Here is a 12,354-nt window from a genome sequence, read left to right on the forward strand (position 1 = left end):
CGCGCCAGCTCCGTGACCCTGCCGCACAGGCGTCCCCACTCCGAGCCGCATCTGGCGCCACGGGAACCCGCTGCCGGGCGGCGGTGTAGGACAGGGCAGTGGTGCCATCGGGAGCCGGCAGGCATCCTGAGCCGGAGGCACCGTCAGGAGGTCCGCATCACCGATCCCGCGGAGGCCGCCGAGCAGGTGGTCATCGCCCGCGTACGTTCCGGCGACCGGGAGGCGTACGCGGACCTCGTACGCCGTCATTCGGCGATCGCCCATCGGACCGCCGTGCTGCTGGGCGCGGGATCCGACGCGGACGACGTCGTCCAGATCGCGTTCGTCAAGGCTTATCGGGCGCTGGGTGGCTTCCGCGCCGGTTCGGCGTTCCGGCCCTGGCTCCTGCGGATCGTCGCGAACGAGACGAGCAACGCGGTACGCGCGGCGAAGCGGCGCCGGGACGCGACGCTGCGTTCGGTGGACGGTCTGGACGATGCGGCTCCCGATCCGGCGAGCGACGTGCTGTCCAGCGAACGCCGGGCGACACTTCTCGCCGCCGTAAGAGAGCTGCCGGAGCCGCAGCGCCGCGCGGTGGTCTGCCGGTATCTCCTGGAGCTCGATGAGGAGGAGACATCCACGGTGCTCGGATGGCCGCGCGGGACGGTGAAGTCCCGGCTGCATCGCGCGCTGGGTCGCCTGCGTACCCGCCTGGCCGAGACCGCCGAGCCACTGCCGGGCGCCGTGACCGCCGTAACCGCCGTGACCCCCGTCGAAGCCGCAGAGCCGCGGCATGCCGCCGGTCCGGACCGTCAGGCGCCGGAAGCGGTGGTGGTGGACGCGCCGTCGACGGAGGCGTACGACGATACGAAGGAGGCCGGCCATGGGACCTGACCTCCCGCCAAGCGGCCGGCTCCCGGCCGATGAACTCGGCGGGCGACCCGGCGATGGATTGGCCGACGACCTTCGCGTCCTCGGTCGTACGATCCACACTCCCGCGCCGGACGGCGACGCCCTCGCCGCGGCCGTCATGGAACGGCTGGCGGCAGAACCCGCCCCGACCGGCCACCGGGGTCGGCTGCGGGCCTGGACAGCGGCCTGGACGGAGCCGATCCGGACGGTCCTGCGCGAGCCCCGACGCGTGGCCGTCGTCGCCGCCACCGCACTGGTGGTGGCCCTCGCGCTGACGCCGCCCGTACGCGCGACCGTGGCGGAGTGGTTCGGTTTCGGCGTGGTCGTTCGCCCCGGACCACGGGTCCCCTCGGCGCCGCCGCCGTCTGCCACCGGATCGCTCACCATGAAAGACGCGGCGCGGCTGGTGCGGTTCATCCCTGTAGTGCCCCGTGCGCTCGGTACACCGGACAAGGTCGACGTCGCCTCGGACGGCCGGCTGCTGTCGCTCAGCTGGAGCAGTTCCGGCGGCACACGGCGCCTGGACGAGTTCGAGGGGCGGTTGGCGCCGATGTTCGTCAAGTCGGTCAGCAGGGGCGAAGCGGAGTACGTCGACCTGGACGGGCGTACCGCCCTGTGGTTCCCCACGCCACACGAGGTCGCACTCATCGACGAGGCGGGAGTTGAACGTACCGAGTCCGCGCGTCCCGCGGGTCCCACGCTGGTGTGGGAGTCGGGCGGTGTCACCCTCCGGCTCGAGGGCGTGGCAGACAAGCGGCGCGCATTCGAGATCGCCCGGTCAGCTTCCTGAACGCGAGCCGTGCCGCGAGCGGCGTCGCGGTGAAGGGCGATGTGGGCATGGGCGAAGCGGGATCCGGGGAACGCGGGGACGGGGAGCGGTGTAGCACTGGCGTCAGACCCACTCCGCGGTCATCGAAGGAGCCACTCATGTCCCGCTCCACGCACGCATCCACACTCCCGGTCCGTCGCGGGCGCGGCCTGGTCCTCGCTCTGGTGGGCGCGATGGTGGGCCTTCTCGCACTCGGGCCGGGGACGGCACACGCTGGCGGACCGACGAGCGTCCTCGTCGTCTCGCCGCAGAAGGGCGTCACGGCATCGGCGTACCACTCCGACGACGAGTACGCGCTGCTGTCGCGCGCACTCGACGAGAGTCCCGTCGCGCAGAAAGGTGCGCCTGTCGATCAGGTCCTGGGCCCGGGTGGTTCACAGACCAATGTCACCTGGCTCGTGCACGACATCTCCATCTGGCGGCTGGACCGCATCCTGGTCGATACCGAGGAGGGAGTGTGGATCAACACCCGGGAAGCGTGGGAAGGCGACGCGGTTGACCTGGACGGGGCTGGAGTGTGGCACCGTTCGCCGGATCCGGAGGGGCTTCTCGCGCTGCTGGGACGCTGGGGGATGCTCGACGGGACGGCGAGTGTCCCGGTCGAGTCCGTCCCCCAACCGGCCGACGAGGCTGCCGCACGGGCGAACTCCCCGGGGGCCAGGAACGAGAACGTGAACGGGCTCAACGTGCCCAGCAGTACCCGCGACAGTGGCGTGCTCGGCATGTGGTGGCTCGCGCTTCCGGCACTCCTCCTGGGAGCACTCGGCGGAGCGCTCGGCAGGCCGGCTGCGAGTCGCCTTGTCCGCAGGGCCCAGGCCCGCGCCTTCCGACCGCGCCAGCACCTGATCGATGCGTGACGTCGCCGACGGTGGAGGGCCGCAAACCGTCACCGCACGAAACGCGCTTCGACCGCTGGCATGAAAACCGCGCCCTCACCAGTTGGCGAGGGCGCGGTTTCGCGGTGGTACATGTGCTCAGACGAGGCGGATGTTCTCCGCCTGGGGGCCCTTCTGGCCCTGCGCGACGTCGAACTCCACCTTCTGGCCCTCGGCCAGCTCACGGAAGCCCTGGGCCTGGATGTTGGAGTAGTGGGCAAAGACGTCGGCGCCGCCGCCGTCCGGCTCGATGAAGCCGAAGCCCTTGTCACCGTTGAACCACTTCACTGTGCCTGTCGCCATCGCTGTCTCCTTCAGGGTGGCAGTGCCGGCTTCGCACGGTGCGAGCCGGTGTCGCTGCGTTGTTCGACCCTCCGGAGAAAGGTCCGGATAAACAGAAATGCGCCCGTTGGTGAGTAACCAGCAGGCGCACACAAACGTTCATGGGAACCACAACTGCAACTTGTGCCCACCGTAGCACGCTACGAGTTGGCGTCTCGCCGAACGGGTCAGATCCGCGCGGCGTCGCGACGGCGCGGGCGGCGCCGCGGGAGCGTCCGAAGGTCAACGAGCGCCCGGGCGTGTCGTTCTGTCGGACAGTGAGTCCGGGTCGGTCGGGGCAAGCGGAACCCGTTCGCCTACGTCGCCAGGCCGGCCAGGATCGCGGCCGTGTCCTCCGGGTGGACGAGGACCCGGACGTGGCTGCTGTCGAGGGAGTGCACGTCGAACTGGTTGTCCGGCGTCAGTGCGTCCGCCTCGGCGATGAAGCGGTCCTGGAGAGCGATCGGTATGGCGGCATCGCGGGTGAGTCGGATGTACGTACGGCGAACGCGGCCCCAGGTGTCAGCCTGCGCACGCGCGTCGTCGCCACCGACGTCGAGATTCTCATCCGGCTCCAGCGTGTTGAGGTAGGCGAGGAACTCGGCCTCGGTGCAGTCGTCCGCGAGCACGGCCTTCAGGCTGGCCAGCTTGTCGGGGTCGGCCATCCGGAAACTCTGCCGGATCACGCCGAGTTTCCTCGGGTCCCCGACGAGAGCGGTGTTGGTCTCGTTGAGACTCGGCGGTCCGTGCTCGGGGGTTGATGCGTAGTCCATCGGCGCCAGGTCGACGCAGCACCAGGCCGAGACGTAGACGATCCGATCGATCAGGGCCGGAACCGTATTGCCAACGCCGGTCAGCGTGAGGCCGCCGCGGCTGTGTCCGACCAGGATGACAGGCCCGTGCTCGGAGGCGCGGCGTACGACGTCGCAGACGTGCTCCACGTTGTCGGCGAGGGTGACCCCACTGAGCGTCGTCGGCGCCGCGGCCAGGGCGGCGAGGTCCTGCGGCGCCTGGTAGGCGGGCGAGAACGCGGCCTGGAAACCATGGCCGGGCAGGTCGACGGCGAGCGAGCGGTGCCCGCGCAGGGCGAGCTCGCGTTGCATCGGCGCCCAGCTGAACGAATTGCCGAACGCGCCGTGCACCAGGACGAAGGTCGGTTCCATGCCGGACAGTCTGGCAACCGCACGGGCGGCGCCTTCCGCGCAGGGTGCGGGCACCCGACGTGAGCGGCCTGCGATGCGCACCTCACCGGCCGCAGGCATCGCTACAACGTACGGATGTCGTCGATGCGCGACTCGTCGAACGCGATGCCGAATCCCGGCTCCGTCCCGAGCGTGATCCGGCCGTCCACCGGCGTGGGAACCACCTGCTCGAAGTGGAGCTTGAACGGCATGAACTCCAGCAGGTACTCGACTCTCGGGCAGATGCTCGGCGGCTGGCTCGCCACGACGTGCAGCGCTGCCCGGATGCCATGACCGTGCGGGATCACCGGCACGCCGTGCAGCGATCCGACGGTGCAGATGCGGACGAGCTCGGACACCCCGCCACACCATTCGGGGTCGGACTGCAGGATCGAGACGGCTCCGGCCGCAAGGTAGCGCTGCGCCTCCCACCTGCCGTAGAGGTGCTCGCCGGCGGAGATCGGGACCTCGGACTCCCGGTTGAGGCTCGCCGTCGCCTCCAGCTGGTCCGGTGGCAGCGGCTCCTCGAGCCAGTACGGACGGAACTGCCCGGCCCGGCGCAGCCATTCCCGTGCGTACGGCAGGTTCCAACTCATGAACGCGTCGAACATCAGCTCCACGTCGTCGCCCACCGCCGTACGCAGCCGACGGGCGAGGTCGACGTTGGCCGTCATGCCGGCGGGCCCGTCACCAGGGCCGTAGGCGAAGAACCACTTCTGGTACGCGAACCCGTTGTCGGCCAGCGCTCGGGCCCGGTCCTCGGCGGCGCCCTCGTCGAGCGACGTGCCGAGGGTGCTGGCGTACGCCTCGACGGTCGCCGCCCGCGGTCCGCCGAGGAGTTCGTAGACGGGAACGCCGTGCAGCCGACCGGCAAGGTCCCACAGGGCGTTGTCGACCGCACTGATCGCCATCATCGGGTAGCTCGACCGCGAGTGCCGGTCACGGCGGTACATCTGGTCCCACACGATCGCGATCGCGCGCGGGTCCTTGCCGATGAGGAAGTCGCGCAGCTCGTTGGTCACGACGGTGGATGCCGGCCGGTCGACGGGTCCGTAGAGACCGAGGTGGTCGCCAGCGCGGATCTGCAGGTAGTCGGCCTCCTGGACGCCCGGGTGGGCCGAGCGGCTCTGCCACCGAGACGTCGGCGCGTGCTCGGGGTAGTGCGCGAGGGGCCTGCTCTGCCGGTACCACGAAGGCCGCTCGGGTGCCGGGCCGCGCAGTCGCAGGATCTCCACCGCGGTGATCTTCATTCGACGCCCGCCTCCTCACTCCAGCGAGCGACAGAGGCGCCGCACGCTTCTGGCCGGTCGACCCTACGCCGACACTGGTGGACCAGGGCTCGCAGCGCGAGCCAGCGTCTCGCAGCGCGAGCCAGCGTCTCGCAGCGCGAGCCAATCGCAGAGAATCTTTACTCTTTGCTTTCGGTCAGGGACTTGACGTGATCAGCTTCTCGGTCGACGCTACGGGGCAGGGATGGGCCCGGCGGCTTTGAGACGCACCGCCGTCAAGCCACGCGGGCTACAGGAGCATCGATGAGCGAGACACCGGTGTACGACCAGCTGATTGCCGAGAGGCTTGGTCGCGGGCCGACTGAGTTCGAGGGTCACGAGCACTGGGACGAATCCGACGAGGCGACAGCGGCGTACGCCCGCGGCGTGGCCGAGGCCGAGGCGACGTGGGAGCAGTTCTGGGGGCGGAAGACCACCGTGCGGGCGCGGACGCCCGCGCCCTACCGCGAACGCCAGCGCGCCGGCTGAGGTCGTACGCGCGACCATCGGGGAGCGAGGGCTCCATCCGCCTGGCGCGGAGCTGAACCGGCACGTCCTAGGGTGGGGCCGGTGCGCCCACGTCTTCGTCATGCGGTCCGCGCGCTCATCGTCGACGACGAGCAGCGCATCCTGTTGTGCCGGTTCGATCTGAGCCGGCAAGGGATCGTCGTGTGGGCGAGCCCCGGAGGCGGGATCGAGCCCGGCGAAACACTCCTCGGGGCACTTCGCCGCGAGCTGGACGAGGAGGTCGGGCTCGCACTCGACGGCGCACCGCCGCACGTCTGGCACCAGGTGGTCGAAGGGCCGGGCCACGCGCGCCACTACGACGGTGTGGTCAACGACTACTTCCTGCTGCGGACCTCGCACTTCGATCCGCGCGGCTCGTTCACACCGGACCAGCTCGCGGCCGAGAACATCGCCGGCCTCAGGTGGTGGTCGTTGGCCGAGCTCGACGCCTATCGCGGGGCGGATCTGTTCTCGCCGCGCGCACTTCCCGTCGTACTCCGCGAACTCCTCGACAACGGTGTGCCTGCGCAGCCACGCCTCCTGGCCCTCTGATGGTGGCGATGGCGGCCGGGGTCGCCTCGAACGAGACCGTGGTGTCGCCAGCGCATGTGTAGCGAATCGCCCGCACGCCTGTCGGCGGGGGATGCGAACATGTGTTCGTGGCGAGTGGTGAGGCGACCATCCTGCATGCCGACCTCGACGCGTTCTACGCCTCGGTCGAGCAGCGGGACGACCCACGCCTGCGCGGCCGGCCGGTCATCGTGGGCGGGGGCGTGGTGCTCGCCGCCAGCTACGAAGCCAAGGCCTATGGCGTACGCACGGCGATGGGTGGGGCGCAGGCGCGGTGGCTGTGCCCCCGGGCGATCGTCGTCTCGCCCCGGATGTCGGCGTACTCCGACGCCAGCAAGGCGGTCTTCGAGGTCTTCCGGCACACGACGCCGCTGGTGGAGGGGCTGTCGATCGACGAGGCATTCCTCGACGTCGGCGGGTTGCGGCGGATCTCGGGGACGCCCGTCGAGATCGCGCGGCAACTCCGCCACGACGTTCTCGCCCAGGTGGGTCTGCCCATCACGGTCGGGGTCGCGCGCACCAAGTTCCTCGCCAAGGTCGCGAGTGGGGTGGCGAAGCCCGACGGGCTGCTCGTCGTCCCCCCCGATGGTGAGCTCGACTTCCTGCATCCCCTGCCGGTGCAGCGGCTCTGGGGGGTCGGGCCCGTGACCGCCCGCAAGCTCCACGACCGGGGGATCACGCATGTCGGTGAGGTCGCCCAGCTCGCGGAGCGGACGCTGGTCGCGATGCTCGGCCAGGCGGCGGGCCGGCATCTCCACGCACTGGCCCACAACCGCGACCCGCGGCCGGTCCAGGTCGGTCGGCGGCGGCGTTCGATCGGCTCACAGCGGGCGCTCGGCCGCTCGCCGAAGACGTCCGCGGCCATCGACGCGGCGCTCGTCGGCCTGGTCGACCGGGTCACCCGCCGGCTGCGGGCGGCTGGCCGGCTCGGGCGGACTGTCGTACTCCGGCTGCGCTTCGACGACTACACGCGCGCCACCCGGTCACACACGCTGCCCCGGCCGACCGCGCACACGCAGACGATCCTGGCGACGGCGCGTGGGTTGCTCACGGCAGCCGGACCGCTGATCGAGAGCAAGGGCCTCACTCTCGTCGGGATCGCCATCGCGAACCTCGACGACGACGCCGCGATCCAGCTGGAGCTGCCGTTCGATCGCCAGAGCGGCACAGCTCTCGACGCGGCGCTCGACAACGTGCGGGATCGATTCGGCACGGGCGCCGTCACCCGCGCGGTGCTCCTCGGCCGCGACCAGGGCCTGTCGGTGCCGATGCTCCCCGATTGACCTGGCGCGCACCCTTGGCGGAAGGGTCCCCCACAGGAACGCCGGAGGGAGGAGGGTGTCCCTCATCCAGGAGCGGCTCGGTTGCGGATTCCGGGTTAGCATCCGCGCATGACACAGACCGGACCTGAGAAGATCCGGATCGTTCGGCTGGGCCCGGAAGACGTCGCCGAGGTGATGGCGGCCGCCGCGTGTTTCGATCAGCAGCCGCGGCCGGACGCCACCGAGCGGTTCCTGCGTACGCCCGATCATCATCTGTTGGTGGCCTACATCGACGGCGAGCCGGTCGGGATGGTCACTGGTGTGGAGATGACGCACCCGGACAAGGGGACCGAGATGTTCCTCTACGAGCTGGGCGTCGTCGAGGGTTTCCGCAACCGGGGGATCGGTCGGGCGTTGGTCCGCCGGCTGGCCGATCTCGCGACCGAGCATGGGTGCTACGGCATGTGGGTTCTTACCGACGACGACAATCCCGCCGCCATCCGTGCCTACACAGCGGCTGGTGGCAAGCTCGGCGGCCAGCCCCGCGGGGTCGACTGGACGTTCAGCCCTCCCACCTGAACGAACCGAGGGCTCTGCGTACCCGGTCCAGGGCGCGCTGGCTGAGCCGTTCGGGTGCCACGTCGTGGCCGGCCCAGTGGGCGGCCCCGAGCCAGTCGCCGACATCCCAGAGCTCGCGACAGGCGGCGAAGGCCGGCATGGCCCGCTGTTCGGCCTCGCTCCACGCCCGCACGGACGCATAGCCGGCGGCGATCGCGGACCATGCCTCCCGCTTCGCGTCCGAGGAGTCCTGACGCGGGTAGAAGTTCGTCAGGTCGTACGCCCGCCACCCGAAGCCGCAGTGGTCGAAGTCGAACACCACGAACTCGCCGGCGGAGGTGAGGTGGATGTTTCCGCCGTAGAGGTCGCCATGGATCAGGCCGTACGCATGCTCCGGAAGGTCGAGCCGGGTGATGTACGCCTTCAGGCGTTCGGTGAGTGTGCGCAGCTCGGCGTAGCTGGCCTGCTGGTGGGGGCCGACGTGCTCGGCGATGGCGGTGAGGGCCATGTCGACGAGGCGCTCGAGGTCGAGGTGGTAACGATGCCGCGGTGACCCGAACTCGTCCATGGCCACGTGGAGCCGGGCGATCTCCGTGCCGAGGGCGCGTGCGCGTTCGATGCCGAGCGAGCCGTCCTCGCCGGGGGGTACGCCGGGCGCGAACGTGAACAGCGCGAAGTGCCGCTCACCTTCAGGTGCCTCGAGCTCGCCGAGCAGGTCGCCGCGGCGACGAGGGTACGGATGGGACACCGGGCATCCGGCACTCGCCAGGTGGTTCAGGAGTTCCAGTTCGAAGAGCAGATCGTCCGCCGACCGCACCCAGTACTTGTCGCGCGAGTAGATCCGAAGGATCCGGCGCTCGCCGGCGCTGTCGGCCAGCAGGTAGGTGTCGTTGAATCCCCGGCGCAGCAGCCTCGCCACCACGGGTCCGGCAACGTCGTACTCCCGCTCGACCAGCCGTGCCAGGTCGTCGGGGTGCAGGAGTGAGCTGACCACGCGCACGTCGTGGAGCGTAACGCGTGTGCACGACAGAATGCTGCCCGTGCCCGTCGGGTCAGCCCTGTCCGTCCGGCGGCGTACGACCGGGACGGCTGTGTGACAGTCGCACGACCTGACGGTTGCGGCGGATCCGCAGCGGGCCGACGAGACGCGGTCCGGCATAGCGGCGTTCCCACCGCGGGAGGCGACGCCGTAACGGCTGACCCAGGAACTCGCCGAAGATGACACCCGCCGCCAGTGCCAGGGAGTCGGTCGCCGCGATGAGCAGATCGGAGATGCCGAGGAAGCTGTTCCCCTGTGTGAGTTGGAGCATCGCGGTGTAGATCGTCAGGCCGGGCAGCATCGGAATTATGGCCGGCAAGACCACCGCGAGGGCCGGCAGCCGGCGGCGCGAAGCGACGGCGTAGCCGCACACACCGATGCCGACCGCCACCACCGCCCGGGTGGTCGACGGTGAGGAGAGCAGGTGGTCCAGGCCCAGGAACGCCGCGTACCCGGAGCCTCCGAGCAGGAAGATGGCCGGAACCAGCCGCAGCGGTACGTACAATCCCACCGCCATGGCGCCGGCCACGACGCCGGCCGAAAGGAACCGGTGCGGTAGTCCCAACAGGGTGAACGGCGGCGGCGGCTGGACCGGCATGACGATTCCCACCTGCCTGGCGACGATCAGCGCGACCGCCAGACCACCGATGATTCCCGCGGAAAGCAGCAGGACCTCCATCGTCCGCGCGGCTGCGGTCACCATGAAGCCGGTCAATGCGTCCTGGACAGCCGCCAACAACGCGAGTCCGGGCATCAGGACGACGACGCACCCGGCAACGACCAGCGGAGGCTGTACCGGAAGGCCGACAGCTGTCAGACCTGCGGCGACCGAGGTGACGATCGCGGCACCGGCGAAGGTCACGTAGAAGTCGGGCACGTGCCGGTGAGCCAACCGTCGGCCGATCCGGTCGATGAGAACGGTCGTGCAGAAGGTCACCATCACCAGCAGGAGTCCACCGCCCAACTGGACGGCGACGGCGCTCGCGAGCGCGCCCCACGCGACCGTGACACCCCAACGCGGATAGCGTTTCGGCGCCCCTTCGATGACGCGGAGTCGTTGGTACGCAGCGGTCGGGGCCAGTTCGCCTTCGGTGAGGGCGAGGACCATCTGGTGGAGTTCGACCAGCCGGTTGTGGTCCACCGCCCGGGCGCGCACGATCCGCAGATCCGTCACAGGTGCATCTGCGTCACCGACGGCGATGGACACCAGAACCTGCGTGTACGTGACGGAAGCCTCCACGTCGCGCAGCCCGATCGCCGCCGCGGATGCGAGGACCGATGCCTCGACGTCGACCGAACCCGCGCCGCTGCGGAGCAGGAGTTCGCCCAGCCGGAGCAGAAAGTCGAGGGCTGGCGGCAACGCGGGTGGCTCGTCCGGCCCGTCGGCGTCCCCGGTCGTACGAATGAGGTACGGCGAACGCTTCGGCAACTGCGAGACGGTCGGTTCGTCGCGGTGGAGGAGGGCGTCGACGGCGCGGTGTAGACGGTTCCGTAGACGGCGGCGTTCGAGGTTGCTCACGATGGTCGCCCCTGCTGCAGCAGCGCATCTCCTGCGACCAGGATCCACTGTCCCGCCGTTCCGGGCTGCCCGTCGAAGATTTGTCAGACCGCCCAGGCGACCGAAGACCCCGGGCCACGGTCACGATCGCGGTCAGAGCGTGTCGAGCGTTCGGGCGCGTTGCACGACACTTGACCCCTGCATCCTGTCAGGCCTAACCTGACAATGCGTCAGGGATATCCTGACGCCATGGTGCGAAGGAGGCGGAAGCCGGTGTCCTCGACCCAGATATCGCCATCGGATCTGCGGTGTTCGTTCTGCAACAAGTCCAAGGAGGAGGTCGACCGGCTCGTCGCCGGTCCGGCCGTCTTCATCTGCGACGGGTGCATCCGCCTGGCCGAGCAGGTCATCGCCGAAGAAAGCGGCCAGCTCTTCGGAGACCTGCAGAGCAGGAGCACCGAGGATCTGCTGGCCAGCATCGCTCGGCTCGACACCGCGCCGGATCATGTCGAGCGGGCTGTCGCCGAGCACGTGAGCATCCTGCGTGAGCGCGGGGTGACCTGGGCGCGCATCGGTGAAACCCTCGGCATCAGCCGACAGTCGGCGTGGGAACGGTTCTCCGGCGAGGAGTAAGGCGGGCTTACGCCGTGAGGACTGGCGAGAAGTGCTCCACGACGGGGAAGGGCTCGTAGAACGTGTGCAGAAGGCGTCGCCATTCCTGGTAGTCGGCCGAGCCGCGAAAACCCTCGGTGTGATCCTCCAACCGCTCCCATTGCACCAGCAGGAGATAGGTGTTCGGTCGTTCGAGGCAACGCGACAGGGTGAGCCCACCGAAGCCGGGCATGCGCGCGATGATCTCCTTCGCCTGGGCGAAGGCGCCCTCGAATTCTGCCTCCTGACCGGGCAGCACCGGGAGTAACGCGTGTTCGAGGATCATCGCCCCATGGTCTCCTGCGGGTCTGCCCATCATGCGTCGGGGCTGGGAGCGTCGGGGGTCGGACGAGTCGTCGGCATCCGATCGAGAAGTCAACAAAGCTTTCAGCGAAAGCCGAAGGTGAGGATGGGTGCCAGCCGGTCCTCACCGAGACGGCGGAGCACCACATGCTCATGCGGTACGACCGGATCGGGCAGCGCGTCGAGCGGAAACCAGCGCAGATCCGCGGCCTTGGCGGGCTCGATGAGCTGAGGTTCGCCCTTCCATCGTCGGCATTCGAAGAAGAAGTCCACCCGCTCGTCGACCGGCTTCTGGTTGCCCCCGGTCCGGTGCATGCTGGTCAGCGGCGTGAGGTCGGCTGGTTCGATGAGCACGCCCAGCTCCTCACGCGCCTCCCGACAGGCAGAGTCCAGCACGGACTCCTCGGCCTCCACGTGTCCCGCGGCGCCCATCGCCCAGTGGCCGTCCATGTAGCCGGTGTTCTGGCGTAGTTGGAGCAGCACCTCGTCGCCGGCGGTCCCGTGGCGGCGGAGCAGGACATAGGCGGCCGGGACGACCCGGAAGCGATCCGTCATGGCGTACGAGCCTAGGGTTTCCCTCCCGCAGCCACCCCGACCCGCT

Annotated in this window: 15 protein-coding genes; 8 read left to right on the top strand and 7 right to left on the bottom strand. The window is 69.7% G+C overall.

Features of this window, described 5'->3' with window-relative positions:
* Nucleotides 1-186 precede the first annotated feature (186 nt).
* From ABNF93_RS26825 to ABNF93_RS26835, 3 genes are all read left to right on the top strand, one after another.
* Entirely contained in the window at nt 187-873 is a 687-nt protein-coding gene (locus ABNF93_RS26825) for an RNA polymerase sigma factor (RefSeq protein WP_349330968.1), read from the top strand.
* Nucleotides 863-1,681 (top strand): hypothetical protein, encoded by an 819-nt coding sequence (locus tag ABNF93_RS26830; RefSeq protein WP_349330969.1) that lies wholly within the window; start codon nt 863-865, stop codon nt 1,679-1,681. The genes ABNF93_RS26825 and ABNF93_RS26830 overlap by 11 nt, the downstream gene beginning before the upstream one ends.
* Nucleotides 1,682-1,818: 137 nt before the next feature.
* Complete coding sequence (locus ABNF93_RS26835; protein WP_349330970.1) at nt 1,819-2,577, top strand: hypothetical protein; 759 nt, start codon at nt 1,819-1,821, stop codon at nt 2,575-2,577.
* A 117-nt stretch (nt 2,578-2,694) separates the two neighbouring features.
* Here the strand turns inward: ABNF93_RS26835 and ABNF93_RS26840 are convergent, their stop codons facing one another.
* The 3 genes from ABNF93_RS26840 to ABNF93_RS26850 all read right to left on the bottom strand — a co-directional run bounded on the left by ABNF93_RS26840 (nt 2,695) and on the right by ABNF93_RS26850 (nt 5,347).
* Nucleotides 2,695-2,898 (bottom strand): cold-shock protein, encoded by a 204-nt coding sequence (locus tag ABNF93_RS26840; protein WP_349330971.1) that lies wholly within the window; start codon nt 2,896-2,898, stop codon nt 2,695-2,697.
* 335 nt (nt 2,899-3,233) lie between these two features.
* Entirely contained in the window at nt 3,234-4,079 is an 846-nt protein-coding gene (locus tag ABNF93_RS26845; protein ID WP_349330972.1) for an alpha/beta fold hydrolase, read from the bottom strand.
* 101 nt (nt 4,080-4,180) lie between these two features.
* Nucleotides 4,181-5,347, bottom strand: a complete 1,167-nt coding sequence (locus ABNF93_RS26850; RefSeq protein ID WP_349330973.1) for an enolase C-terminal domain-like protein — start codon at nt 5,345-5,347, stop codon at nt 4,181-4,183.
* Between the two features lie 282 nt (nt 5,348-5,629).
* Here ABNF93_RS26850 and ABNF93_RS26855 point away from each other — a divergent pair, with 282 nt between their 5' ends.
* From ABNF93_RS26855 to ABNF93_RS26870, 4 genes are all read left to right on the top strand, one after another.
* A complete protein-coding gene (locus ABNF93_RS26855) occupies nt 5,630-5,854 on the top strand; it encodes a hypothetical protein (RefSeq protein WP_349330974.1) in 225 nt (74 codons plus the stop codon).
* Between the two features lie 81 nt (nt 5,855-5,935).
* Nucleotides 5,936-6,424, top strand: a complete 489-nt coding sequence (locus ABNF93_RS26860; RefSeq protein ID WP_349330975.1) for an NUDIX domain-containing protein — start codon at nt 5,936-5,938, stop codon at nt 6,422-6,424.
* Between the two features lie 107 nt (nt 6,425-6,531).
* Entirely contained in the window at nt 6,532-7,725 is a 1,194-nt protein-coding gene (gene dinB, locus ABNF93_RS26865; RefSeq protein ID WP_349330976.1) for a DNA polymerase IV, read from the top strand.
* Between the two features lie 108 nt (nt 7,726-7,833).
* Nucleotides 7,834-8,283, top strand: coding sequence for a GNAT family N-acetyltransferase (locus ABNF93_RS26870; RefSeq protein WP_349330977.1), 450 nt, complete (start codon nt 7,834-7,836; stop codon nt 8,281-8,283).
* Here ABNF93_RS26870 and ABNF93_RS26875 read toward each other — a convergent pair.
* A complete protein-coding gene (locus ABNF93_RS26875; protein ID WP_349330978.1) occupies nt 8,267-9,262 on the bottom strand; it encodes a phosphotransferase enzyme family protein in 996 nt (331 codons plus the stop codon). The genes ABNF93_RS26870 and ABNF93_RS26875 overlap by 17 nt on opposite strands.
* A 52-nt stretch (nt 9,263-9,314) precedes the next feature.
* Nucleotides 9,315-10,820: a threonine/serine exporter family protein gene (locus ABNF93_RS26880; protein ID WP_349330979.1), complete on the bottom strand. Its 1,506-nt coding sequence runs from the start codon at nt 10,818-10,820 to the stop codon at nt 9,315-9,317.
* A gap of 252 nt (nt 10,821-11,072) precedes the next feature.
* On the opposite strand from ABNF93_RS26880, the gene ABNF93_RS26885 reads away from it, so the two are divergent.
* On the top strand, nt 11,073-11,432 hold the full coding sequence (locus tag ABNF93_RS26885) for a ClpX C4-type zinc finger protein (RefSeq protein WP_349330980.1): 360 nt from the start codon (nt 11,073-11,075) through the stop codon (nt 11,430-11,432).
* A gap of 7 nt (nt 11,433-11,439) precedes the next feature.
* Here the strand turns inward: ABNF93_RS26885 and ABNF93_RS26890 are convergent, their stop codons facing one another.
* Both ABNF93_RS26890 and ABNF93_RS26895 read right to left on the bottom strand, forming a co-directional pair.
* Nucleotides 11,440-11,736 (bottom strand): antibiotic biosynthesis monooxygenase family protein, encoded by a 297-nt coding sequence (locus tag ABNF93_RS26890; protein ID WP_349330981.1) that lies wholly within the window; start codon nt 11,734-11,736, stop codon nt 11,440-11,442.
* A gap of 101 nt (nt 11,737-11,837) precedes the next feature.
* Nucleotides 11,838-12,308: an NUDIX hydrolase gene (locus ABNF93_RS26895; RefSeq protein WP_349330982.1), complete on the bottom strand. Its 471-nt coding sequence runs from the start codon at nt 12,306-12,308 to the stop codon at nt 11,838-11,840.
* Between the last annotated feature and the right edge of the window lie 46 nt (nt 12,309-12,354).

Origin of the sequence: Actinopolymorpha sp. B9G3, assembly GCF_040120725.1 — a bacterium.
GTDB lineage: Bacteria > Actinomycetota > Actinomycetes > Propionibacteriales > Actinopolymorphaceae > Thermasporomyces.

Bases quoted from the DNA above. Each gene is read 5' to 3' on its own strand.
- ABNF93_RS26830 (WP_349330969.1), top strand. From the start codon at position 863: ATGGGACCTGACCTCCCGCCAAGCGGCCGGCTCCCGGCCGATGAACTC.
- ABNF93_RS26835 (WP_349330970.1), top strand. From the start codon at position 1,819: ATGTCCCGCTCCACGCACGCATCCACACTCCCGGTCCGTCGCGGGCGC.
- ABNF93_RS26840 (WP_349330971.1), bottom strand. From the start codon at position 2,898: ATGGCGACAGGCACAGTGAAGTGGTTCAACGGTGACAAGGGCTTCGGC.
- ABNF93_RS26845 (WP_349330972.1), bottom strand. From the start codon at position 4,079: ATGGAACCGACCTTCGTCCTGGTGCACGGCGCGTTCGGCAATTCGTTC.
- ABNF93_RS26850 (WP_349330973.1), bottom strand. From the start codon at position 5,347: ATGAAGATCACCGCGGTGGAGATCCTGCGACTGCGCGGCCCGGCACCC.
- ABNF93_RS26855 (WP_349330974.1), top strand. From the start codon at position 5,630: ATGAGCGAGACACCGGTGTACGACCAGCTGATTGCCGAGAGGCTTGGT.
- ABNF93_RS26870 (WP_349330977.1), top strand. From the start codon at position 7,834: ATGACACAGACCGGACCTGAGAAGATCCGGATCGTTCGGCTGGGCCCG.
- ABNF93_RS26890 (WP_349330981.1), bottom strand. From the start codon at position 11,736: ATGATCCTCGAACACGCGTTACTCCCGGTGCTGCCCGGTCAGGAGGCA.
- ABNF93_RS26895 (WP_349330982.1), bottom strand. From the start codon at position 12,308: ATGACGGATCGCTTCCGGGTCGTCCCGGCCGCCTATGTCCTGCTCCGC.